This is a genomic window from uncultured Gilvimarinus sp. (assembly GCF_963972205.1).
Classification (GTDB): Bacteria; Pseudomonadota; Gammaproteobacteria; order Pseudomonadales; family Cellvibrionaceae; genus Gilvimarinus; species Gilvimarinus japonicus.
Map to the genome: position 1 here is coordinate 30,950 of NZ_CAXAUC010000012.1, position 24,880 is coordinate 55,829.

35 protein-coding genes are annotated in these 24,880 nt (G+C 52.6%); 32 read left to right on the forward strand and 3 right to left on the reverse strand.

Annotated elements, in window-relative coordinates; translation table 11 throughout:
* The first annotated feature begins 10 nt into the window (after positions 1–10).
* From AACY82_RS14890 to rplQ, 30 genes are all read left to right on the forward strand, one after another.
* Complete coding sequence (locus tag AACY82_RS14890) at positions 11–295, forward strand: NAD(P) transhydrogenase subunit alpha (protein ID WP_339617640.1); 285 nt, start codon at positions 11–13, stop codon at positions 293–295.
* A gap of 9 nt (positions 296–304) precedes the next feature.
* Positions 305–1,708 (forward strand): NAD(P)(+) transhydrogenase (Re/Si-specific) subunit beta, encoded by a 1,404-nt coding sequence (locus AACY82_RS14895; RefSeq protein ID WP_339617641.1) that lies wholly within the window; start codon positions 305–307, stop codon positions 1,706–1,708.
* 410 nt (positions 1,709–2,118) lie between these two features.
* On the forward strand, positions 2,119–2,430 hold the full coding sequence (gene rpsJ / locus AACY82_RS14900; RefSeq protein WP_215975681.1) for a 30S ribosomal protein S10: 312 nt from the start codon (positions 2,119–2,121) through the stop codon (positions 2,428–2,430).
* Positions 2,431–2,531: 101 nt separating this feature from the next.
* Positions 2,532–3,176 carry a 50S ribosomal protein L3 gene (rplC, locus tag AACY82_RS14905; RefSeq protein WP_339617642.1) on the forward strand — a complete coding sequence of 215 codons (645 nt, stop codon included), beginning with the start codon at positions 2,532–2,534 and terminating at the stop codon, positions 3,174–3,176.
* A gap of 20 nt (positions 3,177–3,196) precedes the next feature.
* On the forward strand, positions 3,197–3,811 hold the full coding sequence (gene rplD, locus AACY82_RS14910) for a 50S ribosomal protein L4 (protein ID WP_339617643.1): 615 nt from the start codon (positions 3,197–3,199) through the stop codon (positions 3,809–3,811).
* Complete coding sequence (gene rplW / locus AACY82_RS14915) at positions 3,808–4,104, forward strand: 50S ribosomal protein L23 (RefSeq protein ID WP_041522372.1); 297 nt, start codon at positions 3,808–3,810, stop codon at positions 4,102–4,104. The genes rplD and rplW overlap by 4 nt, the downstream gene beginning before the upstream one ends.
* 13 nt (positions 4,105–4,117) lie before the next feature.
* Positions 4,118–4,945: a 50S ribosomal protein L2 gene (gene rplB / locus AACY82_RS14920; RefSeq protein ID WP_339617644.1), complete on the forward strand. Its 828-nt coding sequence runs from the start codon at positions 4,118–4,120 to the stop codon at positions 4,943–4,945.
* A 33-nt stretch (positions 4,946–4,978) separates the two neighbouring features.
* Complete coding sequence (rpsS, locus tag AACY82_RS14925; RefSeq protein WP_041522374.1) at positions 4,979–5,257, forward strand: 30S ribosomal protein S19; 279 nt, start codon at positions 4,979–4,981, stop codon at positions 5,255–5,257.
* 27 nt (positions 5,258–5,284) lie between these two features.
* On the forward strand, positions 5,285–5,617 hold the full coding sequence (gene rplV / locus AACY82_RS14930) for a 50S ribosomal protein L22 (protein ID WP_339617645.1): 333 nt from the start codon (positions 5,285–5,287) through the stop codon (positions 5,615–5,617).
* Between the two features lie 13 nt (positions 5,618–5,630).
* A complete protein-coding gene (gene rpsC, locus AACY82_RS14935) occupies positions 5,631–6,308 on the forward strand; it encodes a 30S ribosomal protein S3 (RefSeq protein ID WP_339617646.1) in 678 nt (225 codons plus the stop codon).
* Between the two features lie 12 nt (positions 6,309–6,320).
* Entirely contained in the window at positions 6,321–6,734 is a 414-nt protein-coding gene (gene rplP / locus AACY82_RS14940) for a 50S ribosomal protein L16 (protein WP_041522377.1), read from the forward strand.
* Positions 6,734–6,925 (forward strand): 50S ribosomal protein L29, encoded by a 192-nt coding sequence (gene rpmC / locus AACY82_RS14945; protein ID WP_041522378.1) that lies wholly within the window; start codon positions 6,734–6,736, stop codon positions 6,923–6,925. The genes rplP and rpmC overlap by 1 nt, the downstream gene beginning before the upstream one ends.
* A 2-nt stretch (positions 6,926–6,927) precedes the next feature.
* Positions 6,928–7,194 carry a 30S ribosomal protein S17 gene (gene rpsQ / locus AACY82_RS14950; RefSeq protein ID WP_339617647.1) on the forward strand — a complete coding sequence of 89 codons (267 nt, stop codon included), beginning with the start codon at positions 6,928–6,930 and terminating at the stop codon, positions 7,192–7,194.
* Between the two features lie 37 nt (positions 7,195–7,231).
* The gene (gene rplN, locus AACY82_RS14955; protein ID WP_041522380.1) at positions 7,232–7,600 is read left to right on the forward strand and encodes a 50S ribosomal protein L14; all 369 of its coding nucleotides are present in this window, start codon (positions 7,232–7,234) and stop codon (positions 7,598–7,600) included.
* Positions 7,601–7,636: 36 nt separating this feature from the next.
* Positions 7,637–7,951, forward strand: a complete 315-nt coding sequence (rplX, locus tag AACY82_RS14960) for a 50S ribosomal protein L24 (RefSeq protein ID WP_339617648.1) — start codon at positions 7,637–7,639, stop codon at positions 7,949–7,951.
* A gap of 5 nt (positions 7,952–7,956) precedes the next feature.
* Complete coding sequence (gene rplE / locus AACY82_RS14965; RefSeq protein ID WP_339617649.1) at positions 7,957–8,496, forward strand: 50S ribosomal protein L5; 540 nt, start codon at positions 7,957–7,959, stop codon at positions 8,494–8,496.
* 10 nt (positions 8,497–8,506) lie between these two features.
* Positions 8,507–8,812 carry a 30S ribosomal protein S14 gene (gene rpsN, locus AACY82_RS14970; protein WP_339617650.1) on the forward strand — a complete coding sequence of 102 codons (306 nt, stop codon included), beginning with the start codon at positions 8,507–8,509 and terminating at the stop codon, positions 8,810–8,812.
* A gap of 30 nt (positions 8,813–8,842) precedes the next feature.
* A complete protein-coding gene (gene rpsH, locus AACY82_RS14975; protein WP_339617651.1) occupies positions 8,843–9,235 on the forward strand; it encodes a 30S ribosomal protein S8 in 393 nt (130 codons plus the stop codon).
* 11 nt (positions 9,236–9,246) lie between these two features.
* Positions 9,247–9,780, forward strand: coding sequence for a 50S ribosomal protein L6 (gene rplF, locus AACY82_RS14980; protein ID WP_339617652.1), 534 nt, complete (start codon positions 9,247–9,249; stop codon positions 9,778–9,780).
* 10 nt (positions 9,781–9,790) lie between these two features.
* Complete coding sequence (gene rplR, locus AACY82_RS14985; protein ID WP_339617653.1) at positions 9,791–10,141, forward strand: 50S ribosomal protein L18; 351 nt, start codon at positions 9,791–9,793, stop codon at positions 10,139–10,141.
* Positions 10,142–10,151: 10 nt separating this feature from the next.
* Positions 10,152–10,661, forward strand: a complete 510-nt coding sequence (gene rpsE / locus AACY82_RS14990) for a 30S ribosomal protein S5 (RefSeq protein ID WP_041522387.1) — start codon at positions 10,152–10,154, stop codon at positions 10,659–10,661.
* A gap of 37 nt (positions 10,662–10,698) precedes the next feature.
* A complete protein-coding gene (gene rpmD, locus AACY82_RS14995; RefSeq protein WP_339617654.1) occupies positions 10,699–10,884 on the forward strand; it encodes a 50S ribosomal protein L30 in 186 nt (61 codons plus the stop codon).
* A gap of 1 nt (position 10,885) precedes the next feature.
* The gene (gene rplO, locus AACY82_RS15000) at positions 10,886–11,320 is read left to right on the forward strand and encodes a 50S ribosomal protein L15 (RefSeq protein ID WP_339617655.1); all 435 of its coding nucleotides are present in this window, start codon (positions 10,886–10,888) and stop codon (positions 11,318–11,320) included.
* A gap of 9 nt (positions 11,321–11,329) precedes the next feature.
* Positions 11,330–12,667, forward strand: a complete 1,338-nt coding sequence (secY, locus tag AACY82_RS15005; protein ID WP_339617656.1) for a preprotein translocase subunit SecY — start codon at positions 11,330–11,332, stop codon at positions 12,665–12,667.
* A gap of 22 nt (positions 12,668–12,689) precedes the next feature.
* The gene (gene rpmJ, locus AACY82_RS15010) at positions 12,690–12,806 is read left to right on the forward strand and encodes a 50S ribosomal protein L36 (RefSeq protein ID WP_020210089.1); all 117 of its coding nucleotides are present in this window, start codon (positions 12,690–12,692) and stop codon (positions 12,804–12,806) included.
* Positions 12,807–13,071: 265 nt separating this feature from the next.
* Positions 13,072–13,428 carry a 30S ribosomal protein S13 gene (gene rpsM, locus AACY82_RS15015; protein ID WP_041522391.1) on the forward strand — a complete coding sequence of 119 codons (357 nt, stop codon included), beginning with the start codon at positions 13,072–13,074 and terminating at the stop codon, positions 13,426–13,428.
* 57 nt (positions 13,429–13,485) lie between these two features.
* Complete coding sequence (gene rpsK / locus AACY82_RS15020; protein ID WP_041522392.1) at positions 13,486–13,881, forward strand: 30S ribosomal protein S11; 396 nt, start codon at positions 13,486–13,488, stop codon at positions 13,879–13,881.
* A gap of 12 nt (positions 13,882–13,893) precedes the next feature.
* Positions 13,894–14,514: a 30S ribosomal protein S4 gene (gene rpsD / locus AACY82_RS15025; protein ID WP_041522393.1), complete on the forward strand. Its 621-nt coding sequence runs from the start codon at positions 13,894–13,896 to the stop codon at positions 14,512–14,514.
* A 26-nt stretch (positions 14,515–14,540) separates the two neighbouring features.
* Positions 14,541–15,530, forward strand: coding sequence for a DNA-directed RNA polymerase subunit alpha (gene rpoA, locus AACY82_RS15030; RefSeq protein ID WP_041522394.1), 990 nt, complete (start codon positions 14,541–14,543; stop codon positions 15,528–15,530).
* A 75-nt stretch (positions 15,531–15,605) separates the two neighbouring features.
* Entirely contained in the window at positions 15,606–16,001 is a 396-nt protein-coding gene (gene rplQ / locus AACY82_RS15035; protein ID WP_339617657.1) for a 50S ribosomal protein L17, read from the forward strand.
* Positions 16,002–16,091: 90 nt separating this feature from the next.
* On the opposite strand, the gene AACY82_RS15040 is transcribed toward rplQ, so the two are convergent.
* The 3 genes from AACY82_RS15040 to uvrA form a co-directional block, all read right to left on the reverse strand.
* Entirely contained in the window at positions 16,092–17,066 is a 975-nt protein-coding gene (locus tag AACY82_RS15040) for a glutathione S-transferase family protein (protein ID WP_339617658.1), read from the reverse strand.
* Positions 17,067–17,280: 214 nt separating this feature from the next.
* The gene (locus AACY82_RS15045; RefSeq protein WP_339617659.1) at positions 17,281–19,509 is read right to left on the reverse strand and encodes an NADP-dependent isocitrate dehydrogenase; all 2,229 of its coding nucleotides are present in this window, start codon (positions 19,507–19,509) and stop codon (positions 17,281–17,283) included.
* Positions 19,510–19,770: 261 nt separating this feature from the next.
* Positions 19,771–22,626, reverse strand: coding sequence for an excinuclease ABC subunit UvrA (gene uvrA / locus AACY82_RS15050; protein WP_339617660.1), 2,856 nt, complete (start codon positions 22,624–22,626; stop codon positions 19,771–19,773).
* A 173-nt stretch (positions 22,627–22,799) separates the two neighbouring features.
* Here uvrA and AACY82_RS15055 point away from each other — a divergent pair, with 173 nt between their 5' ends.
* The gene (locus AACY82_RS15055) at positions 22,800–24,164 is read left to right on the forward strand and encodes an MFS transporter (RefSeq protein WP_339617661.1); all 1,365 of its coding nucleotides are present in this window, start codon (positions 22,800–22,802) and stop codon (positions 24,162–24,164) included.
* A 102-nt stretch (positions 24,165–24,266) separates the two neighbouring features.
* Entirely contained in the window at positions 24,267–24,821 is a 555-nt protein-coding gene (gene ssb / locus AACY82_RS15060; protein WP_339617662.1) for a single-stranded DNA-binding protein, read from the forward strand.
* Positions 24,822–24,880: the final 59 nt, after the last annotated feature.

The following is a 24,880-nucleotide window of genomic DNA, read 5'->3' on the forward strand; positions in this document are numbered from 1 at the left end:
GGAGGCGGTTATGCACGGTGATTTTATCTCTCAGTTGTCCATCTTTGTGATGGCGGTGTTTGTCGGTTACTACGTTGTCTGGAGTGTCACGCCGGCACTGCACACGCCCTTGATGGCGGTGACCAATGCGATATCCAGTGTGATTGTGGTGGGTGCGCTGATTGCCGCTGGTCCAGAGGGTACGAGCCTGGCCAAAGTGTTGGGGTTTGTGGCCGTTATGCTTGCCTCGGTCAATATCTTTGGTGGCTTTGCCGTTACCCAGCGTATGCTGGCCATGTATAAAAAGAAGAAGTAAGGGGGACTTATGGAATTACAAGCCAATGTGACGGCGCTCGCCTATCTGGTGGCCGCAGTACTGTTTATTCTGGCTCTTCGCGGGCTGTCATCGCCCGAAACGTCTCGCGCTGGTAATACAATGGGTATGGTTGGTATGGCGATAGCCGTGGCAACCACGGTGCTGAGTCCGGAGATCGAGTCGTATACGTGGATTTTGGTCGCTGTTGTCGCGGGTGGGGCAATTGGCCTCATTATCGCCTCCCGTATCGCTATGACGGCTATGCCGCAGCTGGTGGCAGCGTTTCATTCCCTGGTGGGGTTGGCGGCCGTGTTGGTCGCGGGCGCTGCATACTCTCATCCGGCATCTTTTGGTTTGCTTGGTAGTGCTGGTGATATCTATGTGGCGAGCCGAGTCGAGATGAGTCTTGGGGCGATGATCGGCGCCATTACTTTTTCAGGCTCTATTATCGCTTTTACCAAGCTGCAAGGGTTGGTGTCTGGGCGGCCGATTACGTTTGTCGGTCAGCACTGGCTCAATGCGCTGCTTGGCCTACTGGCGCTCGCGCTGGTGGTCTACTTCTGTTTCGATCAGTCACCTTGGGTGTTTTGGTCGCTGGTGGCGCTGGCTTTTGTGTTGGGTTTCTTGCTGATTATCCCGATTGGGGGTGCCGATATGCCGGTGGTCGTCAGCATGCTTAACTCATACTCGGGCTGGGCGGCGGCAGGCATTGGCTTTACGCTGCACAATAATGCGTTGATTGTGACGGGCGCACTGGTGGGTTCGTCGGGCGCTATTCTTTCTTATATTATGTGCAAAGCCATGAACCGCTCCTTTTTTAGCGTTATTCTTGGCGGTTTTGGGGGGGATAGTTCGGCCGCTGCAGCGGGTGATGAGGTTGACGATCGGCCGGTTAAGCAAGGCAGTGCCGATGATGCCGCCTTTATTATGAAAAACGCCGGTTCGGTTATTATTGTGCCGGGTTACGGTATGGCGGTAGCGCAAGCTCAGCATGCGCTGCGGGAGATGGGCGATGAGCTTAAAAAAGCGGGTGTGAAGGTAAGTTATGCCATTCATCCGGTGGCCGGTCGGATGCCGGGGCATATGAATGTGTTGCTGGCTGAGGCTAACGTCTCTTACGATGAGGTCTTTGAACTTGAAGATATTAACAGTGAGTTCTCGCAAGCCGATGTGGCGTTTGTGATTGGCGCCAATGATGTGACTAATCCGGCTGCTAAAACGGACCCCGCGAGTCCAATTTTTGGTATGCCTATTTTGGATGTCGAGCGCGCTAAGACTGTACTGTTTGTTAAGCGTGGGATGGCGGCGGGTTATGCCGGGGTGCAAAACGAGTTGTTTTTTAATGACAACACCATGATGTTGTTTGGCGATGCCAAAAAGATGGTGGAAAGTATTCTGCGTGCCATCGATTAGGGTTTTGCGCCGCTGTGTGCGTGGCTGAGCGAGCATCTCGCTAGGTTGTTGCCGTTTGCGGCTTGCCCTCTGGGCGCCTGAGCTTGGCTCTGGCGCCTTTTTAATGTCTGTGTGTCCTCTTTCATTTATATGCAGCCTGGCTGTGCCTTTGCGCAGCGGTGCGGCGGTTTGGTCTTCGTGGCGCCGGCTTTTGTTGTTGGCGGTTGGGGTGAATCGTGTGGATGTTTGCGAAAGTTTAAGTGGTTGCGGGGGTGTTTGTCGCGGCTGGTTAAAATATTATCAGTTTTTTCGGTTTTGTTGTTGACAGGGTGGCGGTCGATCATTAAGATTGCGCCTCCATTTTGCACGGGCCCTGGTGGTCTTGCCGAGATGGTTTGTTCTTTAAAGTATATGACTGGAGTTTGGTTCACATGCAGAATCAACGCATTAGGATTCGCCTGAAGGCTTTCGATCACAAGCTTATCGATTCTTCGACTCAGGAAATCGTAGAGACCGCTAAGCGAACAGGTGCCCAAGTGCGCGGCCCTATTCCTTTGCCGACTCGCAAAGAGCGCTTCACTGTATTGGTTTCACCGCACGTTAACAAAGACGCGCGTGATCAATACGAGATTCGTACACATAAGCGTTTGCTCGATATTGTTGAGCCTACTGAAAAAACTGTAGATGCCCTGATGAAGCTAGATTTGGCTGCAGGCGTTGAGGTTCAGATTAGTCTCGGTTAAAAAGTAAATGTTGACCGGGCATTCCAGTTCGGTCGTGTGTAACGCTCTGAAATGGGCGGCCATAGCGGGTAACAGCCCCGTACACTATAGAGGTTAGTAAAATGACGATTGGTATTGTCGGCCGCAAGAGCGGTATGACTCGTATATTTACCGATGATGGTGTTTCCATTCCCGTGTCTGTGATTGAGGTTTCTCCCAATCGCATCACTCAGGTTAAGAATGTAGAAACCGACGGCTACAGCTCAGTGCAAGTAACCGTAGGGTCTCGTCGTGCCTCCCGCGTTAGCAAATCTGCTGCAGGTCATTTCGCCAAGTCTAACAATGAGGCTGGCCGTGGTTTGTGGGAATTGCGCAACAACTCAGAAGAAAGTTTTGAAGCCGGTGGTGAGTTGACTGTGGCTGCTTTTGAAGCAGGCCAGATTGTCGACGTTACCGGTACCTCCAAAGGTAAAGGTTTCCAAGGTGGCGTAAAGCGCTGGAATTTCAGCATGCAAGACGCTACTCACGGTAACTCTCTATCTCACCGTGCTCCCGGTTCGATCGGACAATGTCAGACCCCGGGCCGCGTCTTCAAGGGCAAAAAAATGGCTGGCCAGATGGGTAATGAGCAGGTAACTGTTCAGAACCTAGAAGTGGTTAGAGTTGATGCCGAACGCAATCTGTTGTTGGTCAAAGGTGCCATCCCCGGAGCTCCGGGTGGTGACGTCATTGTGCGTCCAGCAGTTAAAGCGCGCACCAACGCATAGTTGTCCGAGGGGAAACGACCATGGAATTAAATATTGTAACTCCCGGCGGCTCCAACGGTACCTTGAAAGTATCTGAGGTAGCCTTCGGTAAAGAATTTAATCAGGACCTGGTTCACCAAGCGGTTGTCGCCTACATGGCTGGCGCCCGTCAAGGTACCAAGGCCCAGAAGACTCGCTCTGAAGTTGCCGGTGGTGGTAAAAAACCTTGGCGCCAAAAAGGTACTGGCCGCGCTCGTGCTGGTACCATCCGCAGCCCAATCTGGCGCAGCGGTGGCGTAACGTTTGCCGCTAAGCCACGCAGCTTTGAGCAAAAGCTAAACAAGAAAATGTACCGCGCTGCACTGCGTTGCATTTTGTCTGAGCTAAACCGTCAGGATCGTCTGGTGGTGGTTGAGGACTTCGATCTTGAGGCGCCAAAAACCAAAGCTCTGGTGCAAAAGTTAGGTCAATACGGCCTGTCTGAAGCGCTGGTAGTCACTGAGAATGTTAGTGAAGGCTTGTACTTGGCTTCGCGCAACCTGCATAAGGTTGATGTTTGCGACGTTGCCGCAGTTGATCCGGTTAGCCTGATTCGCTTCGACAAAGTAGTTGTGACCGTGCCTGCGATGAAGAAATTCGAGGAGATCCTGGGATGAATCAAGAGCGCATTTATAAGGTCTTGTTAGGCCCTGTGGTTTCTGAGAAAGCTGCAGCTGCTGGCGAAACTGGCAATCAGGTGGTTTTTAAAGTCGCCTCGGATGCTACCAAGCTAGAAGTGAAGGCCGCTGTTCAAGCGCTGTTCGATACTAAAGTCGAGCAAGTTCGCATTTTGAACGTTAAAGGTAAAACCAAGCGTACACGCTACGGTCTCGGCAAGCGCAGTGACTGGAAAAAAGCATACGTACGCCTTGAGCAAGGTCAGGACATCGACTTTGCGGTAGCTGAGTAAGGGGACTGTTGCAATGGCTATTGTAAAACGTAAACCAACCTCGCCCGGTCGCCGCTTTGTAGTAAGCGTTGTCAGCCCGGACTTGCACAAAGGTGCGCCTTACGCGCCCCTGTTGGAAAAGAAATCCAAATCCGGTGGTCGTAATAATGCCGGTCGGATTACCAACCGCCACGTTGGTGGTGGTCACAAGCAACACTATCGTCTGGTTGATTTCCGTCGTAACAAAGACGGTATTCCGGCGACTGTTGAGCGCATTGAGTACGATCCGAACCGTACTGCACATATTGCGCTGGTTTGTTATGCCGATGGTGAGCGTCGCTACATTATTGCTCCTAAAGGCCTGACTGCTGGTGACAAAATTGAGTCTGGCGACGCTGCGTCAATCAAAGTGGGTAACACTTTGCCGCTGCGCAACGTTCCAGTCGGTAGTGTGGTTCACTGTGTAGAGCTTAAGCCTGGCAAGGGTGCGCAAATTGCACGCTCTGCTGGTACCTCTGCCAACTTGGTTGCCCGTGATGGTGTATATGCCACTTTGCGTTTGCGTAGCGGTGAGACCCGTCGCGTACTGAGCGAGTGTCGTGCCACATTGGGTGAAGTATCAAACAGTGAGCACAGCTTGCGCTCATTGGGTAAGGCTGGCGCTACACGCTGGCGCGGTGTTCGCCCGACCGTTCGTGGTGTTGCCATGAACCCGGTAGATCACCCGCACGGTGGTGGTGAAGGCCGTACTTCTGGTGGCCGTCATCCGGTTTCACCTTGGGGTACTCCGGCTAAGGGTTATAAAACGCGCAAGAACAAGCGTACCGACAAGATGATTGTTCGTCGTCGCGATAAGCGCTAATTGACGACCTAACAACCAAAAGAGGAAGCAACAGTGCCACGTTCACTGAAGAAAGGTCCTTTTATCGATCTTCACCTGATTAAGAAGATCGAAGCAGCGATCGAAAAAAATGATCGTCGCCCGATCAAAACCTGGTCTCGCCGCTCCATGATTCTTCCGGAGATGGTTGGCTTGACTCTGGCGGTACACAACGGGCGTCAACATGTGCCAGTCCTGATCAACGAAGAGATGGTTGGGCACAAATTGGGCGAGTTTGCAGCAAGCCGCACTTATCGCGGTCACGTTGCAGACAAGAAAGCTAAAAAGCGCTAAGCGCTAAGTGCCTAACGAGGTAATACGATGGAAGTAGCAGCAAAGTTACGCGGTGCTCGTCTGTCGGCGCAGAAAGCGCGTTTGGTTGCAGATCAAATTCGTGGAAAAGGCGTTGAAGATGCTCTTGATATTTTGGGCTTTAGTCCAAAAAAGGGCGCTGCGATAGTTAAGAAAGTGCTTGAATCTGCTATTGCTAATGCAGAGCACAATGAAGGCGCTGATGTTGATGAGTTGAAAGTATCTACAGTTTTTGTAGATGAGGGTATGAGCATGAAACGCATCATGCCTCGTGCTAAAGGTCGTGCTGATCGCATTATCAAGCGCACTTGTCATATCACCGTAAAAGTAGCCGACCAGTAAGAGAGCAGGCGTTATGGGACAGAAAGTACATCCGACAGGTATTCGTCTGGGTATCGTCAAAAGCCATACCTCTACTTGGTATGCCGGCAATGACGAATACGCAGATAAACTCAACACCGATCTGAAAGTGCGTGAGTACATTCAAGATAAGCTGGCCAGTGCATCGGTTAGCCGCGTTGATATCGAACGCCCAGCTAACACTGCGCGTATCACTATTCACACGGCTCGTCCGGGTATTGTGATCGGTAAGAAAGGTGAAGATGTTGATAAGCTGCGTGCTGAAGTCAGCAAGCTAATGGGCGTACCTGTCCATATCAATATTGAAGAGATTCGCAAGCCTGATCTGGATGCGGCTCTGGTAGCCCAGGGTGTTGCCTCTCAGCTCGAACGCCGCGTTATGTTTCGCCGTGCTATGAAGCGCGCCGTACAAAACGCCATGCGTCAGGGTGCCGAGGGTATCAAGATTCAGGTAGGTGGCCGTCTTGGAGGTGCTGAGATTGCACGCTCTGAATGGTACCGCGAAGGTCGAGTGCCGTTGCACACATTGCGTGCCGACATCGACTACAACACCGCAGAGGCGTCAACAACCTACGGGATTATTGGCGTTAAAGTTTGGATTTTCAAAGGCGAAGTTATCGGTGATGTTCAACCGGAAACGACACCTAAGAAAAAAGGCTCAAAGTCTAAGTAAGGGGTACGCAAGATGCTGCAACCGAAGCGTACGAAGTTTCGCAAGCAACAGAAAGGCCGCAACCGCGGTTTAGCCCATCGCGGCTCCAAGGTTAGCTTTGGCGACTTTGGATTAAAAGCCACAGGGCGCGGTCGCATTACTGCACGTCAAATTGAGGCGGCCCGTCGTGCAATGACTCGCCACATTAAGCGTGGCGGTAAAATTTGGATCCGAGTTTTCCCGGACAAGCCAATTACCGAAAAACCTCTGGAAGTTCGTCAGGGTAAAGGTAAGGGTAACGTGGAATACTGGGTGGCACAGATTTGCCCAGGCAAAGTCCTGTATGAAATGGACGGTGTTAGTGAGGAGTTGGCCCGTGAAGCCTTCGCCTTGGCCGCGGCAAAGTTGCCTATTAATACAACATTCGTTAAACGTTCGGTGATGTGATGAAAGCTTCAGAACTCCGGGAAAAGTCCGTTGAAGAGCTGAACAACGAGTTGCTTGCACAGCTGAAAGAGCAATTCAAGCTGCGTATGCAAGCATCGACTGGTCAATTGAATCAGACGCACTTGTTGTCGCAGGCTCGTAAAGATATTGCTCGCATCAAGACGGCGCTTAGACAAAAGGCAGGTAACTAACGATGACTCAGGCAGATAAACTGGCTCGTACGCTGACCGGCAAAGTTGTCAGCGACAAGATGGATAAAACCATTACTGTGCTGATCGAGCGTCGTGTTAAGCACGAGCTTTACGGCAAGTATGTGAGTAAGTCATCTAAGCTTAAAGCGCATGACGAAAACAATGAGTCCAAGATGGGCGACACCGTGACTATCGCAGAGTCGCGCCCGCTGTCTAAAAGCAAGTCTTGGGCTTTGGTAAAAATCGAAGAGCGCGCTACTGAAATCTAACGATTTCTAGCGACCTAAATAGTTTCGGAGACGGACGATGATTCAAACAGAATCCTACTTAGATGTAGCTGACAATAGCGGCGCACGCCGTGTCATGTGCATCAAGGTGCTTGGCGGCTCTCACCGTCGTTACGCAGCCGTGGGTGACATCATCAAAGTTACCGTAAAGGAAGCAATTCCTCGCGGTAAAGTGAAGAAAGGCCAGGTGATGAAGGCGGTAGTAGTACGCACCAAGAAAGGTGTGCGTCGTCAGGACGGTTCATTGATCAAGTTCGACGATAACGCTGCTGTGCTACTGAACGCCCAAGATGCTCCAGTTGGTACACGTATTTTCGGACCCGTGACTCGTGAGTTGCGTGGCGAGAAATTTATGAAAATCATTTCTCTGGCACCTGAAGTACTTTAAGTACTTCAGCAGAGTCGGAGAGTCGAGGGCAGACAAATGCGCAAGATTAAAAGTGATGACGAAGTAATTGTTATCGCCGGTCGCGACAAAGGTAAGCGTGGCAAGGTTGTTCGCGTTTTACCGAATGACAAGGTGATCGTCGCTGGCATCAATACCGTCAAAAAACACCAGAAGCCTAATCCGCAAATGGGCGTTCCTGGTGGGATTGTTGAGAAAGAAGCCGCTATTAATGTTTCCAATGTTGCGATCTATAACGCAGCCACTGGAAAAGCTGATCGCATTGGCTTCAAGGTTGAAGGCGACAAGAAAGTGCGCGTCTTCAAATCCACTGGCGAAGCCGTAGGGGCGTAAGTGACATGGCTAGGCTTAAAGAGATATACAGCAAAGAGCTCGCTCCCAAACTGAAAGAAGAGTTGGGGCTGGCTAATGTAATGGAAGTGCCACGCATCACCAAAATCACCATTAACATGGGTGTTGGTGAAGCTACGGGCGATAAAAAGGTTCTTGAGAACGCCGTTGTCGATCTGGAAAAGATCGCAGGTCAAAAAGTTGTGGTAACTAAAGCGCGCAAGTCTATTGCCGGCTTTAAAATCCGTGACGGCTGGCCGATCGGTTGTAAGGTAACCTTGCGTCAAGATCGCATGTACGAATTCCTGGATCGTTTGATTGCTATCTCGATTCCACGTATTCGCGATTTTCGCGGTATCAGCCCTAAGCAGTTTGACGGTCGTGGTAACTTCTCTATGGGTGTGACTGAGCAAATCATCTTCCCGGAGATCGACTACGATAAAGTCGATAAGCTGCGCGGTTTGGATATTTGTATCACCACATCAGCACGTAACGACGATGAAGGTCGCGCTTTGTTAAAAGCGTTTAACTTCCCGTTCAAAGGCTAAGGGTAGAGACATGGCTAAAAAATCAATGATTGCGCGCGAAGCAAAACGTGCTCGTCTGGTCGAGAAGTACAGCGCACAACGTGCTGAGCTGAAGGCGATTATTTCCAGCCCTGCTTCATCTGAAGAGCAAGTGTGGGAAGCGGAAGCTAAACTGCAGAAACTGCCACGTGATAGCAGTCCAGCTCGCCAGCGTAACCGCTGTCGTGTAACTGGTCGCCCACACGGCGTTTATCGTAAGTTTGGTCTTTGCCGTCATAAGTTGCGCGAAGCAGCTATGCGCGGTGATGTCCCGGGTCTGGTTAAGTCGAGCTGGTAAGCTCAGGCCCATATATAGGAGCAGATTCAGATGAGTATGCAAGATCCGTTAGCAGATATGCTGACCCGCATTCGTAATGCGCTGCAAGTTGGTAAGACTGACGTTACCATGCCATCTTCCAAGCTTAAGGTAAGTGTTGCCAAAGTGTTGGAAGACGAAGGTTACGTTACTGGTCACACCGTTAGCGAAGGCCCAAAAGCCGACCTGACGATTGACCTGAAGTATTTTGAAGGCAAGCCGGTTATCGCTGAACTTGTTCGCGTTAGTCGTCCAGGCTTGCGCAATTACGCTGGTAAAACTGAGCTGCCGAGTGTTCGTAACGGCTTAGGTGTTGCCATCGTTTCGACAAGTAAAGGTGTTATGACTGATCGTGCTGCCCGCGCCGCTGGCGTTGGTGGCGAAGTCCTCTGCACAGTATTCTAACGGGAAGAATCATGTCACGAGTTGCAAACAGTCCGGTTGAAGTGCCTGCTGCAGTTAATGTCACCCTGAACGGGCAAGACCTTAGCTTAAAAGGCAGCAAAGGCACGTTGGCGCTGACAATTCACGAGCAAGTTGAAGTGAAACAGGACGAAAACGTTCTGCGCTTCGTCGCCCGTGACGGTGCCAAGCAGTCCATCGCATTGGCGGGCACTATGCGTGCCTTAGTCGGTAACATGATGCACGGCGTAACTGAAGGCTTCGAGAAGAAGCTGCAGTTAGTCGGTGTTGGTTATCGTGCCAAAGCTGAAGGCAAAACTGTAAACCTGTCTTTGGGTTTCTCTAACCCTGTTAACTTCACCCTTCCAGAGGGTGTAACAGTGGAAACTCCAAGCCAGACCGATATCGTACTTAAGAGCGCTGATAAGCAGCTGCTCGGTCAGGTCGCTGCCGAAATGCGCAGCCTGCGTCCACCAGAGCCTTATAAAGGTAAAGGTGTACGTTTTGCCGACGAGCAAGTACGTCGTAAAGAAGCTAAGAAGAAGTAAGGGCTAGGTTATGAGCGATAAGAAGCAATCTCGTCTTCGCCGTGCGCGCCGTGCCCGTGCCAAGATTCGTGAGTTGGGTGCTAACCGTTTAAGCGTGTATCGCACCCCACGTCACATATATGCGCAGATCATCGCGCAAGATGGCGCGAGTGTTCTGGCAAGTGCGTCTACACTGGACAAGTCACTGCGTAGCGGTAAAACCGGTAACGCAGAAGCCGCTAAGGCCGTTGGTGAGTTGATCGCCGAGCGGGCTAAAGCCGCTGGTATCAGCCAAGTGGCCTTTGATCGTAGCGGTTTCAAATATCACGGTCGCGTAAAGGCATTAGCCGATGCCGCGCGTGAAGCTGGTTTGGAATTCTAAGGGTAAAGACATGGCTTTTACTAAGAAAGATGACAGCAACAACGAAGGCTTCCAGGAAAAACTGGTTCAGGTCAATCGTGTTGCCAAAACTGTTAAAGGTGGCCGTATCTTTGCCTTCACCGCGCTGACTGTTGTTGGTGATGGTAACGGTAAGGTCGGCTTTGGTCGCGGTAAAGCGCGCGAAGTGCCAGTAGCTATTCAAAAAGCTATGGAAGCGGCTCGTCGTAATATGATCTCTGTAGATCTAAACGGTGATACACTGCAGTACGCCACAAAAGGTCGCCACGGCGCCTCTAAGGTTTACATGCAGCCAGCTTCTCAAGGTACCGGTGTTATTGCCGGTGGTGCGATGCGTTCAGTACTTGAAATTGCCGGTGTACAGAACGTTCTGGCTAAGTGCTACGGTTCTACCAATCCTGTAAACGTGGTTCGCGCTACGTTCCAGGCGCTCAAGTCAATGGCCTCTCCGGAGTCTGTGGCTGCCAAGCGCGGTAAGAGCGTAGAAGATATTCTGAACTAATTGGCATTGTCCGATTACTAGACAGCGGTATACGAGCATGGCTAAGAAAATGATTAAAGTGACTCAGTTAAAGAGTTCCGCAGGCCGACTGAAGAATCATCGGGCTTGTGTTACTGGTTTAGGACTGCGTCGCATCGGTCACACTGTAGAGGTTGAAGATACGCCATCTACACGTGGCATGATTAACACTGTGAACTATCTGATTAAGGTAGAGGGAGAATAACATGCGTCTTAATACGCTGAGTCCCGCACCTGGTAGCACCCATAGCAAGAAGCGTGTTGGCCGTGGTATCGGTAGTGGTCTGGGTAAGACCGCAGGCCGAGGCCACAAAGGTCTTAAATCACGCTCTGGTGGCAGTGTTGCTCCGGGCTTTGAAGGCGGTCAAATGCCTTTGCAAAAACGCTTGCCGAAATACGGCTTTAGCTCTCGCATCGGTCGCGTTACTGCGGAAGTGCGTTTGAATGAGCTGAACCTGATTGAAGGCGAAGTAGTGGATCTGGAAACTTTGAAGCAGGCCGACGTGATCGGTTCGCACATCAAGCGTGCCAAGATCTTTGCTTCAGGCGAAGTGAAAAAAGCCGTTACGGTTAAGGGTATTGCTGTAACAAAAGGCGCCAAAGCTGCCATTGAAGCAGCCGGCGGTAAAGTCGAAGAGTAAGAGGTGCCAATGGCAACTCCCGGTAATCAGCCGCTAGCAAATCAAAAAGGATTGGGCGAGCTTTGGGCTCGCCTTCGTTTTCTGTTTTTGGCAATCGTGGTTTACCGTATCGGTACCCACATCCCTGTTCCGGGTCTCGACCCAGAGCGAATTGCCGATCTGTTTAATCAGAATCAGGGAACGGTGCTTGGCATGTTTAATATGTTCTCGGGCGGTGCTCTTGAGCGTATGAGTATTCTTGCACTGGGTATCTTTCCTTACATTTCAGCGTCGATCATCATGCAGTTGATGACCGCGGTGACTCCTTCGCTGGAGCAGCTGAAAAAAGAAGGTGATGCCGGGCGTCGTAAGATTAATCAGTACACTCGTTACCTAACCGTGGTTCTTGCCGCTGTTCAGGCAATGGCAATGGCGGTGAGCTTTTCTGGTTTTGCCTACGGTGGTGAGCCGAGCTTTGCGTTTTACTTTATTGCAGTAACCTCACTGGTTACCGGCGCCGTCTTTATGATGTGGCTGGGTGAGCAGGTGACCGAGCGCGGTATTGGTAATGGTATTTCCATGCTGATCTTCGCCGGTATCGTTGCGGGCTTCCCGTCGGCGATTGGCTCTGCCTTTGAAAGTGCGCGCCAAGGTGACTTGCACATATTGATGTTGCTGATTATTGCGGTAGTTGCGATGGCGGTGATTTGGGCGATTGTCCGGATCGAGCGCGGTCAGCGTCGTATCACAGTGAACTATGCTAAGCGTCAGCAAGGTCGTCAGGCCTACGCGGCTCAGACAAGTCACTTACCGCTCAAGATCAATATGGCGGGTGTTATTCCGGCTATTTTTGCCAGCTCGATTTTGTTGTTCCCAGCGTCTATTGCGCAGTGGTTCGGCGAGGGCGGCGAAGGGGTTGTGAGTAACTTCTTGCAAGACTTTGCCTTGGCGATTGGCCCAGGCCAGCCTTTGAATATTATTTTGTTCACCGGCTTGATTGCGTTCTTCTGTTTCTTTTACACGGCGTTGATGTTTAACCCAAAAGAAGTGGCGGACAACCTGAAAAAATCAGGTGCGTATATTCCGGGGATTCGTCCCGGCGAGCAATCGGCCAAGTATATCGATAGTGTTCTAACGCGGTTAACCGTGGTGGGCGCCATCTATATGTCGGTAGTGTGTTTGATGCCTCAGTTCTTGGTAGTGGCCTTTAATGTGCCTTTCTACCTCGGCGGCACTTCGCTACTCATTGTAGTAGTGGTAGTGATGGACTTTATGTCCCAGGTTCAGTCTCACTTGATGTCCCATCAGTATGAATCACTGATGAAGAAATCAAACTTAAAGGGATACGGCAGCGGCAACGCTCGCTAATCCCGGTTTTAAGGGTAGGATCATGAAAGTTCGTGCTTCTGTTAAAAAGATTTGCCGCAACTGCAAAATGGTACGTCGTAACGGTGTTTTGCGAGTAATTTGCAACGCCGAGCCACGCCACAAGCAGCGTCAAGGCTAAGCAAGACAATCCGGCAGCCTCTGGTTGCCGATTGGCCAGAAAAGGTGGCATACTATGCCGCCTTTTCTGTCAGCTGAATAAACTAACGAGTACTATCGGCTGGCTTGCACAATAGGGGGCGTTGACTGTCGTCTGGTGAGAAATCGCCAGGCTATTGCTTTTTTGTGTTTTTGCCGCTATCCTTGCGCGCCTTTTTACCATGGTGCGTCGGGGTGGTGTGAATTCACGTCAACGCTGCAATTTTAGAGTTACTGGAGTAATTTGAATGGCCCGTATTGCTGGTGTAAACATACCAGACCATAAACACGCGGTTATATCCCTGACTTATATCTATGGGGTAGGCCGGACCACTGCCAAGCAGATCTGTGCTGCTACAGGCATTGCGGAAGATACCAAAATTGGCTCGCTGAGCGAAGAACAGGTAGATCAGATCCGTAATGAGTTGGGCAAGTTCACCGTAGAAGGTGACCTGCGTCGTGTTGTGTCTATGAACATTAAACGTCTGATGGATTTGGGATGCTACCGTGGCTTGCGCCACCGTCGTAGTCTGCCGCTCCGTGGTCAGCGTACTAAGACTAACGCACGTACCCGCAAAGGTCCGCGTAAGCCAATTAAGCGTTAATTCGCTGGTTTTCGCTCACATTCAAGTACGGTAACAACAGTTAGGAAGAGAATTGCTATGGCCAAGCCAGGTAATAAAGCTACGACCAAAAAGAAGGTCAAAAAGCAGGTTGCGGATGGTGTTGCACACATCCACGCCTCTTTTAATAACACGATCGTTACGATCACCGACCGCCAGGGTAATACCCTGACTTGGGCAACTTCAGGTGGCTCAGGTTTCCGCGGTTCACGTAAAAGCACCCCGTTCGCCGCTCAGGTAGCAGCAGAGCGCGCTGGTGAAGCCGCCAAAGAGTACGGCTTGAAGAACCTTGACGTGGAAGTAAAAGGCCCAGGGCCCGGCCGCGAGTCTGCCGTGCGCGCCCTGAATAACGTTGGTTATAAAATTACCAACATCACAGACGTGACGCCGATACCACACAATGGCTGTCGTCCGCCGAAAAAACGTCGAGTGTAAGGGGGCAAACTAATGGCACGTTATATTGGACCAACTTGTAAACTGTCCCGTCGCGAAGGTACTGACCTCTTTCTGAAGAGTGGTGCACGCGCGCTGGATTCAAAGTGTAAACTGGAAACCGCTCCTGGCCAGCATGGTCAGCGTCGCGGACGCCTGTCTGATTACGGCATCCAGTTGCGCGAGAAACAAAAAGTACGTCGCACCTATGGCGTTCTGGAAAAGCAGTTCCGTGGCTACTACAAAGAAGCCGCTCGTCGCAAAGGCGCGACTGGTGAGAACCTGCTGAAATTGCTGGAATGTCGCTTGGATAACGTGGTTTACCGCATGGGCTTTGGCGCAACTCGCGCAGAAGCGCGTCAGCTGGTATCTCACAAAGGCATTACCGTTAACGGCCAAACCGTTAACATCGCTTCTTTTCAGGTAGCGGAAGGTGATGTCGTTGCGGTTCGCGAAAAGGCTAAAAACCAGCTGCGCATCCAGAACGCTTTGACCTTGTCGGGTCAGCGCGCTGATGTTGAGTGGGTTGAAGTTAACGCTGACAAGAAGGAAGGCACCTATAAGCGCGTTCCTGATCGCAGCGACTTGCCGGCTGAGATCAACGAAAACCTTATCGTAGAGCTTTACTCCAAGTAAGGGATTAACCGTTAACAGGTGTGGCTATGCAGACTGCAGTAAACGAATTTTTGACTCCGCGTCATATCGACGTTACCGAAAACAGCCCAACTCACGCTCGAGTTGTGCTGGAACCGCTGGAGCGTGGTTTTGGACATACTTTGGGCAATGCGTTGCGTCGTATTTTGCTTTCATCAATGGCCGGCTGTGCCGTTACTGAAGTAGAAATCGATGGTGTGTTGCACGAGTATAGCGATATCGAAGGGGTCCGAGAGGACGTCATCGAGATCCTGCTGAACCTCAAAGGCGTTGCCGTGGTAATGCACGGTAAAGATCAAGCCGTACTGACGCTGACCAAAAAAGGTCCGGGTGTTGTGACTGCGGGTGATATTCAGGTAGACCACGACATCGAGGTGAAAAACCCCGAACACGTGATTGCCAATATCACTGGCGACACTACTTTGACCATGCGTTTGACGGTTGCCCGCGGCCGCGGTTATCAGCCTGCTGATGCTCGTCGCCAAGAAGAAGACGAAAGTCGTGCTATTGGCCGTCTCCAGTTGGATGCGTCTTATAGCCCCGTTCGTCGTGTTGCTTACAGCGTTGAAAGCGCTCGGGTTGAGCAGCGCACCGACCTGGATAAACTGATTTTGGATCTGGAAACCAACGGTACCATTGATCCTGAAGAAGCTATCCGTCGTGCCGCTACCATCCTGCAGCAGCAGTTGGCGGTGTTTGTTGATCTGGAAGGCGAAAAACTGTCACAACCGGAAGAAAAAGAAGAGGCGATTGACCCTGTTCTGTTGCGTCCGGTAGATGATTTAGAGCTGACCGTACGTTCGGCAAACTGCCTGAAAGCGGAAAATATCTACTACATCGGCGATCTGATTCAGCGCACTGAAGTTGAGCTGTTGAAGACCCCGAACCTGGGTAAAAAGTCTCTGACCGAGATTAAAGATGTATTGGCCTCTCGTGGCCTCTCACTCGGTATGCGTTTGGAAAACTGGCCTCCGGCTAGCCTGCGCAACGAAGACTGATTAATAGACTGTCCCGCGCCTAGCGCGGGCTAACGCGATTGCTGTGAAGCAATCATAAGTGAAGGATTTAGCGTCATGCGTCATCGTCAAAGTGGCCGTCAACTGAATCGTAACAGTTCACATCGCAAAGCTATGTTTCGCAATATGACCGCGTCACTGGTTGAGCACGAACTGATTAAGACTACCTTGCCTAAGGCCAAAGAGCTGCGTCGTTTTGCCGAGCCTTTGATCACCTTGGCTAAGAAAGACAGCGTTGCAAATCGCCGTTTGGCATTTGCCCGTCTGCGCGACCCTAAAGCTGTTGGTAAGCTGTTTGCCGAGTTGGGTCCACGTTTTGAGAGTCGTCCAGGTGGTTACCTGCGCATTCTTAAGTGTGGCCTGCGTACCGGTGACAAAGCAACCATGGCTTATGTTGAGCTGATGGACCGCCCTGTTACAGGTGCAGTTGAAGAAGCGGCTGAAGCCGAGTAACTACTACTCGCTTTATCGTGGATTACGCAAAAAAGTCGGCTTGCCGACTTTTTTGCGTTTTTGTGTCTGGGACTTCTGCACGGCTTAAGGTTATAAGTCTCGATCGTGGGCAGTATTAAGCTCTAGCAGCGGCCCAGTCGGTACAATCGCGGTGGGGTTGATCATTGTGTGGCTGCGATAGTAGTGACCTTTGATGTGGTTAAAATTCACCGTCTCGGCAACGCCGGGCCACTGATATAGCTCGCGAGTAAAGCCCCATAGGTTGGGGTAGTCAACAATGCGTTTGTGGTTGCACTTGAAGTGACCGTGGTAAACCGCATCAAACCGTATTAGCGTGGTAAACAAACGCCAGTCTGCCTCGGTGATTTTACTGCCGGTTAAGTAGCGCTGCTTGCCCAAACGTCGCTCCAGCTCGTCAAGCGTAGCAAATAGTTCTGTTACGGCTTCCTCATAGGCAGCTTGCTCGGTCGCAAAGCCCGCCTTATAGACCCCGTTATTGACCTTGTGGTACACCTGCGTATTAATCTCGTCGATACGATCGCGCAAAGCGTCGGGGTAAAAGTCGCCTTCGCGGGCACCAAGTTGATCAAAGGCGGTGCTTAAAATACGGATGATATCGGCAGACTCGTTGTTAACAATGCACTCGCGCTGTTTATCCCACAATACGGGGACTGTTACCCGGCCGCTATAATCGGGCTTGTCGCGGGTGTAGAGTTCGTGCAAAAAGCCCGATTGGTAAAGTCTATCGCCGGTAACGTCATCGCCCGGGGCAAACGTCCAGCCGTGCTCGCGCATCAAGGGGTTGACCACCGATACCTCGATCATGTCCTCCAGGCCTTTGAGGGTGCGTACAACTAGGGTGCGATGGGCCCAGGGGCAGGCCAGAGAGACATAAAGGTGATAGCGGCCAGCCTCGGCTTTAAAGCCGCCTTCACCGCTAGGCCCGGCGCTGCCGTCGGCTGTAATCCAGTGCCGATACTGAGACTCGCTGCGAACAAACTTACCTCCGGATGCTTTTGTGTCGTACCATTTGTCGTGCCATTGCCCGTCGACTAATAAACCCATAGTGTTTCCTATAGCCTCTTTTGGTTTCGCCTGTTTAGGTATATCTGCTGGTTAAGAATAGCGCTTGAGCTTTTAGAAATACACCGGGCGCGGCAGGCGGGAATGATTGAATAAATCGATGAGAGGACTGAGGTATAAAAAAAGCGACCTCATTACTGAGGTCGCTTTTGGCATGATCCAGATGCGCTCGCTTGAGCGCGGTTACACAAAATGCTTACAGTGCATTAATAATCTGGTTCAAGGTGCTGCTGGCGCGCATAGCGGCGGCAACTTTGGTGTCGTCCGTTTGGTAGTAACCACCGATGTCGACCGGGCTGCCCTGAGCATCGTTTAACTCGCCGATAATGGCTTGCTCATTGGCGGCCATCTCATTGGCAACTTTGCTGAAGCGCGCTTGTAAATCGCTGTCGTCGCTTTGTGCTGCCAAAGCTTCTGCCCAGTACAGTGCCAAATAGAAATGACTGCCGCGGTTGTCGATTTCACCTACCTTGCGCGAAGGTGACTTATTAGTGTCTAAGAACTTGCCGGTGGCTTTATCCAGAGCATCGCCCAAAATTTTAGCTTTGGGGTTGTTGTTCACTTGACCAAAGTGCTCAAGAGAGGCCGCCAGAGCCAAAAACTCACCCAGCGAATCCCAGCGCAAGTGACCCTCTTCGGTAAATTGGTCGACGTGTTTGGGGGCTGAGCCGCCAGCGCCAGTCTCAAACAAGCCGCCGCCGTTCATCAGGGGCACAATAGACAGCATCTTGGCGCTGGTGCCCAGCTCTAAGATGGGGAACAAATCGGTCAGGTAATCACGCAACACGTTGCCGGTGACGGAGATAGTGTCTTCGCCGTCTTTAGCTCGTTGCAAAGTAACGCGCGTTGCCTCTACCGGAGCCAGGATGCGGATATCTAAGCCGTCGGTGTCGTGCTCGGGCAAGTAGGCGTTAACCTTTTTGATTAGTTCGGCGTCATGAGCGCGTTTTTCGTCTAACCAGAAGATCGCCGGGCTGCCAGTGGCGCGGGCGCGATTAACCGCTAGCTTAACCCAATCTTTAATCGGCGCGTCTTTTACCTGGCAGGCGCGGAACAAGTCACCCGGCTCTACTGGCTGCTCGAGTAAGGTGTTGCCGTCGGCATCAATAATGCGCACGGTGCCTTTGTCAGCCATTTCAAAGGTTTTATCGTGCGAGCCGTACTCTTCGGCCTTTTGTGCCATTAGACCAACGTTAGGCACGCTGCCCATGGTGGTTGGGTCGAAGGCGCCGTGCTCTTTGCAGAACTCAATTGTTTCGGCGTAGACGCCGGCATAGCAGCGATCGGGAATGGTGTATTTAGTGTCTTGCAGGTCGCCTGCCGGTCCCCACATCTTGCCAGACGAGCGAATCGCGGCGGGCATAGAGGCGTCGATGATCACATCGTTAGGCACGTGCAGGTTGGTGATGCCTTTGTCCGAGTTCACCATAGCCATCTCGGGGCCAGCGGCGTAAGCGGCCTTGATGTCAGCTTCAATCGCTTCGCGCTTATCGGCGGGCAATTTTTGAATGTTGGTGAATACATCGGCAAAGCCATAAGTGGGGTCCACACCCAGCTCTTTAAACTCGGCGCTGTATTTTTCAAACAGATCTTTGAAAAATACGGTAACAGCGTGGCCGAAGATGATCGGGTCAGACACCTTCATCATGGTGGCTTTCATGTGCAGAGAGAAGAGCACGTCTTTTTCTTTGGCGTCGCTAATGGCTTCGGCCAAAAAGGCGCGCAGTGATTTGGCGCTCATAACGGCCGCGTCGACGATTTCACCGGCTTGCAGGGCTAGGCCTTCTTTCAGTACCTGTTTGCCGCCATCGGCTTTTTCAAACTCGATTTTGGCGGTAGTGGCGGCCGGTAGGGTGACGGATTTTTCGCTACCAAAAAAGTCACCTTCGCTCATGTGTGCTACATGAGATTTGGAATCTTTAGACCAAGCGCCCATCGAGTGCGGGTTTTTGCGGGCGTAGGCTTTTACCGAAGCCGGGGCGCGACGGTCAGAGTTGCCCTCGCGCAGAACGGGGTTTACCGCGCTGCCTTTGATTTTGTCGTAGCGGCTCGCGATGTCTTTTTCTTCATCGGTGCTCGGCTCGGCGGGGTAGTTGGGCAGGGCGTAGCCTTTATCTTGCAACTCTTTAATGGCTTCTTTTAATTGCGGGATCGAGGCGCTGATATTAGGCAGCTTGATGATGTTGGCCTCGGGGTTTTTGGCCAGCTCGCCCAGCTCGGCGAGTGCATCGCCCTGGCGCTGCTCTTCTTTCAGGTAGTCCGGAAAGGCGGCGATGATGCGGCCGGCTAGGGAGATGTCTTTTAGCTCTACACCTACGCCGGAAACTTGCGTAAAGGCCTCAATAATAGGCAGTAACGATTGGGTGGCAAGCGCCGGGGCTTCGTCGGTCTTGGTGTAGATAATTGTCGAGTCTGATGTAGCCATTCTTTTACCTATGGTTTTAAGAGGGTATCTTCAGAGGCCGGGCGGGTGCTGCTTGCAAGCGGGGGCGGCTGAAAGGTCAGCCAGGTACGGATAAGTGCCTTCCCGTGCAAGTGCCACCAACCCTTTATCGACAGCTTTTGGCCGCCAATCAATTCGGCACACAAGCCTCTGCATTGGAGGAGGCGGCATTATACCAGCTCGTGTACATCTGGAGTAGATGCGCACGAGCGCTAAACGGTAAGGTCGCTGCGGCCCCTGTGACTAGCTGTTGCGAGCTTTGGCCCGCTCGCGAGAAATCTTAAGCATTGGCGCCAAAAACTGCCCGGTGTAGGACTTTTTCACTTTGGTGATGTCTTCGGGCGTGCCGCTGGCGATGATTTGACCGCCGCCGCTGCCGCCTTCGGGGCCCAAATCAATTACCCAGTCGGCGGTTTTTACCACATCCAGGTTGTGCTCAATCACCACCACGGTGTTGCCGTGATCGCGCAGCCGCTGCAGCACTGTGAGCAGTTGTTGGATGTCGTAAAAGTGCAGGCCGGTGGTGGGCTCATCCAGAATGTACAGCGTCTGGCCGGTATCGCGTTTGGACAGCTCCTTGGCCAGCTTAACCCGCTGCGCTTCACCGCCGGATAACGTAGTGGCGGCTTGCCCGAGGCGGATGTACGAGAGGCCCACATCCATCAGGGTTTGTAGTTTTTTGGCAATGGCAGGGATGGCGTCAAAGAATTCACGGGCGTCCTCGACGGTTAGCTCCAGTACCTCATGGATATTTTTGCCTTTGTATTTCACCTCTAGGGTTTCGCGGTTGTAGCGCTTGCCCTTGCAGATGTCGCAGGGCACGAATACGTCCGGCAAAAAGTGCATCTCGACTTTGGTGACGCCGTCGCCTTGGCAGGCCTCGCAGCGGCCACCTTTGACGTTAAAGCTAAAGCGCCCGGCTTTGTAGCCACGCGAGCGGGCCTCGGGGGTACCGGCAAACAGCTCGCGCGCCGGCGTAAAAATACCGGTGTAGGTGGCCGGGTTAGAGCGCGGTGTGCGGCCGATGGGACTCTGATCGATATCGACGCACTTATCGAACAAACTCATGCCCTCGATGCTATCGTAAGGGGCTGGTTTGAGCGTGGTGGCCCCGTTTAGCTCCGTCGCCGCTATCGGGTGCAACGTGGCGTTAATTAACGTGGATTTGCCCGACCCGGATACTCCCGTGACGCAGGTCATCAAACCCACCGGCAGTTCGAGGTTAACGTTTTGCAGGTTGTTGCCGCGGGCGCCACAAAGTTTGAGCATCTTATTGCGGTCGACCGGTGTGCGCTTGGCCGGTATGGCGATTTCTTTACTGCCGCTTAAGTATTGTCCCGTAAGAGATTTTTCACTCGCGATAATATCGTCGACCGTCCCCTGCGCAATTACCTCACCGCCATGGACCCCGGCGCCGGGGCCAATGTCGATCACGTGGTCGGCGAGGCGAATGGCATCTTCATCGTGCTCGACCACAATCACTGTATTGCCTAAATCCCGCAGGTGGGTAAGGGTTGCCAGCAAGCGCTCGTTGTCGCGCTGATGTAAGCCAATTGAGGGCTCATCCAAAATATACATAACCCCCACGAGCCCGGCGCCGATTTGGCTGGCTAAGCGAATGCGCTGCGCCTCGCCGCCCGACAGGGTGTCGGCACTGCGGTTTAGAGTAAGGTAGTTAAGTCCAACGTCGACCAAAAAGCTAAAACGATCGCGCAGCTCTTTTAATATTTTGTCGGCAATGCCCGCCCGCGAGCCGGTAAAGCTGAGTGCGCCAAAGTACTGGTGCGCCTCGCCCACCGGCATATCGGTAATTTGTGGCAGGGTGCGCTCATCGACAAACACATTGCGTGCTTCACGTCGCAGCCGGGCGCCCTTGCACGAAGGGCACGGTTGGGTGGAGAGGAACTTGGCCAGCTCCTCGCGCACCGCAGAGGACTCGGTGTCGCGGTAGCGCCTTTCAAGGTTGGGCACGACCCCCTCAAAGGTGTGTTTGCGCTGAATGACATCGCCGCGCTCGTTAACATAGTTAAATGCGATGACGTCATCGCCAGAGCCGTCAAGCACCGCACGTTGTTGCTCTTGGCTTAGGTCCTGCCAGGGGGTGTCGACGTCAAAGCCGTAGTGCTCGGCAATGGAGGTAAGCATATGAAAGTAGTAGATATTGCGTTTATCCCAACCGCGAATAGCCCCTTGGGCCAGAGATGCCTCGGGGAACAGCACCACCTTACTCTCATCAAAAAACTGTTTGAGGCCTAAACCGTCGCAAGTGGGGCAAGCGCCGGCGGGGTTGTTAAACGAGAATAGTCGTGGCTCCAGCTCGCTTAAACTGTAATCACACACTGGACAAGCGTGTTTGGCCGAGAAAATACGATCTTCTTGCTGGCCGTCCATATCACTGATTCCGGCCAATCCTTCCGCTAGGTTTAGGGCGGTTTCAAACGATTCGGCTAAGCGTACTTTAAGGTCGTCGCGGACTTTAAACCGATCGATTACCACATCTATGGTGTGTTTTTTCTTTTTGTCCAGCGCGGGAGCATCGTCTAAGTCGACCAGCAGTCCGTCGATGCGGGCACGGATAAAACCCTCGCGTTTTAGGTGTTCCAGGGTATGTAAGTGCTCACCTTTGCGGTCGCGCACGATAGGGGCGAGCAGCATAAGCTTGCTGCCTTCTGGCATGGCGAGCACAGTGTCCACCATCTCGCTAACGGTTTGGGCCGCGAGGGGCTTGCCGTGTATCGGGCAGCGCGGTTCACCCACGCGGGCGTATAGCAGGCGCAGGTAATCGTAAATCTCGGTAATAGTGCCCACGGTAGAGCGCGGGTTGTGTGAGGTGGATTTTTGTTCGATTGAGATGGCCGGGCTTAACCCCTCAACGTGATCGACATCGGGCTTTTCCATCATCGACAAAAATTGCCGGGCGTAGGTAGAGAGCGACTCAACGTAGCGCCGCTGGCCCTCGGCGTAGAGCGTATCAAACGCCAGCGATGATTTGCCCGAGCCCGACAGACCCGTGACTACCACAAGTTTATCGCGCGGGATGTCCAGGTCGATATTTTTGAGGTTGTGAGTGCGGGCACCGCGAACGTAAATTGTATCCAATCTATACCACCTGTTGGGGTTTGCTGGCCCCTTCGCCTAAAAACTCACCATTATACGGTATTTACGCTCGCGCGGATGGTACCCCGAGCCAGTTAGTTGCTATGCCCCAATCACAAACGCGTTTTGCTTCGCTCTGTGGTAAAATCCGCAGCTTTTAACCAACAGGGTTTTTCGTGTCCGAGCCTACCGCCTCATTTGAGCGCCGAGTTGTGATGGCGCTATCGTCACTCTATGCATTCCGCATGCTCGGGCTGTTTATGGTGCTGCCCGTGCTCACGCTATACGGTGATACCTACCGCGGGGCGACGCCGGCTTTGCTGGGGTTGGCTCTGGGTGCTTACGGTTTTAGTCAGGCGCTGCTGCAAATTCCTTTTGGTATGTTGTCTGATCGAATTGGCCGTAAACCGGTTATTGTGGGCGGCTTGTTGATCTTTGTGTTGGGCAGCATTGTGGCCGCTCAGGCCGACACAGTGTACGAGTTGGTGCTGGGGCGAATCCTGCAAGGTGGTGGTGCCATCGCCAGTGCGGTCATGGCAATGGTGACGGATCTTACCGCCGATGAAAACCGTACCAAGGCTATGGCCAGTATCGGCGCTTCCATTGGGGTGTCTTTTGCGCTGGCTTTGGTCATTGGGCCTGCGCTCGCCGGAGTTGGCGGGTTAGCATTGATTTTTTGGGTGACCGCTGCGCTTGGCTTGGTGGGCGTATACGTTATTATTTATCGGGTGCCGGCCGTTAGCCATGGTGGCGGTATCGCAAGGCGGCGCGAGACCGGAGCCGTGCCGGCGCTGCTGGCCAAAACGCTGCGCAACCGGGAGCTGCTCAGGCTAGACGTCGGTATTTTTGCTCTGCACTGTGTGTTAACGGCCAGCTTTGTGGTGCTTCCCGGTGTATTGGTCGGCTCACTCGGTGTGTCGCGCGCCCATCATTGGATGATTTATCTACCCTTGCTGGCCGGCTCTTTTGTCGCGATGCTGCCTTTGATTATCATTGCCGAAAAGCGCCGCAAGATGAAGCCCGTGTTTTTAGCGGCAATCGCGCTCTTGGCGAGTGCGTTACTCTGGCTGGTGGTCACACCGCAAACGCTGCTGTGGTGGCTGCCGGGGTTGTTTGCGTTTTTTATGGCCTTTAACTTACTCGAGGCAACGCTGCCGTCGTTGGTCAGCAAGTTGGCGCCCGCGGGCTCCAAGGGGACAGCGACGGGGATCTATTCGACCGCGCAGTTTTTGGGAGCCTTTACCGGCGGTGCTGCCGGGGGGGCGTTGCTGCAATGGCAGGGCGCTGAGGTGGTGTTGGCCGCCGGCGCTGCATTAGTGGCGTTGTGGTGGCTGATTGCCCGCTCCATGACACCGCCGCGCTACCTGGCCAGTATGCTTTTGCCGTTAAACGGCGCTGACCCGGCTGCGGTAAGCGAGAAGCTTGCGCAAGTTGCAGGCGTGGCTGAGGTGCTGGCGGTGCCGGCCGAGGGTATGGTTTATCTTAAGGTCGACTCGCAAAAAGTTAAGCGCGATCAAATACTGGCGGTAATGGTCAGCTAAATAAGTCAACAGATGCTAAAGTATCGGACATGACAGCGAGCGGTTTACGCTATCTAATGTGCAAAAGCCGCAATAAGTTTAGACAAATTCGAGGAGATAAGTATGGCATCGCGTGGTGTTAATAAGGTCATCTTAGTAGGTAACTTGGGCCAAGACCCAGAGACAAAATACATGCCCTCTGGCGGAGCCGTGACTAACATCAGCGTGGCCACCTCTGACCAATGGAAAGACAAGCAAACCGGTCAGCCACAAGAGCGCACCGAGTGGCACCGCGTGGTATTTTTTAACCGCATTGCTGAGATTGCCGGCGAGTATTTACGCAAAGGCTCTAAAGTTTATATCGAAGGTTCGCTGCGCACCCGCAAATGGCAAGGCCAAGACGGTCAGGATCGTTACACCACCGAAATCGTCGCCAACGAAATGCAAATGCTCGATAGCCGGGGCGGCGCTGAAGGTGGCGGCAACTATGGCCAGAGCAACCAAAATTATGGGGGTGGGCAAAACTTTGGCGGTAACCAGCCGCAGGGGCAGCCCCAAGGACAGCCACAGTCGCAACCGCAACAGGCACCACGTCAAGCGCCACCACAACAGCAACCTCAGCAGCCACAACAACCGGCCGGTGGGTTTGATAGTTTTGATGATGATATTCCTTTTTAGTTCTCGAGTTTACTAGCGGTAATGAGTGTATTGAAAGGTCACGTATAGCGTGACCTTTC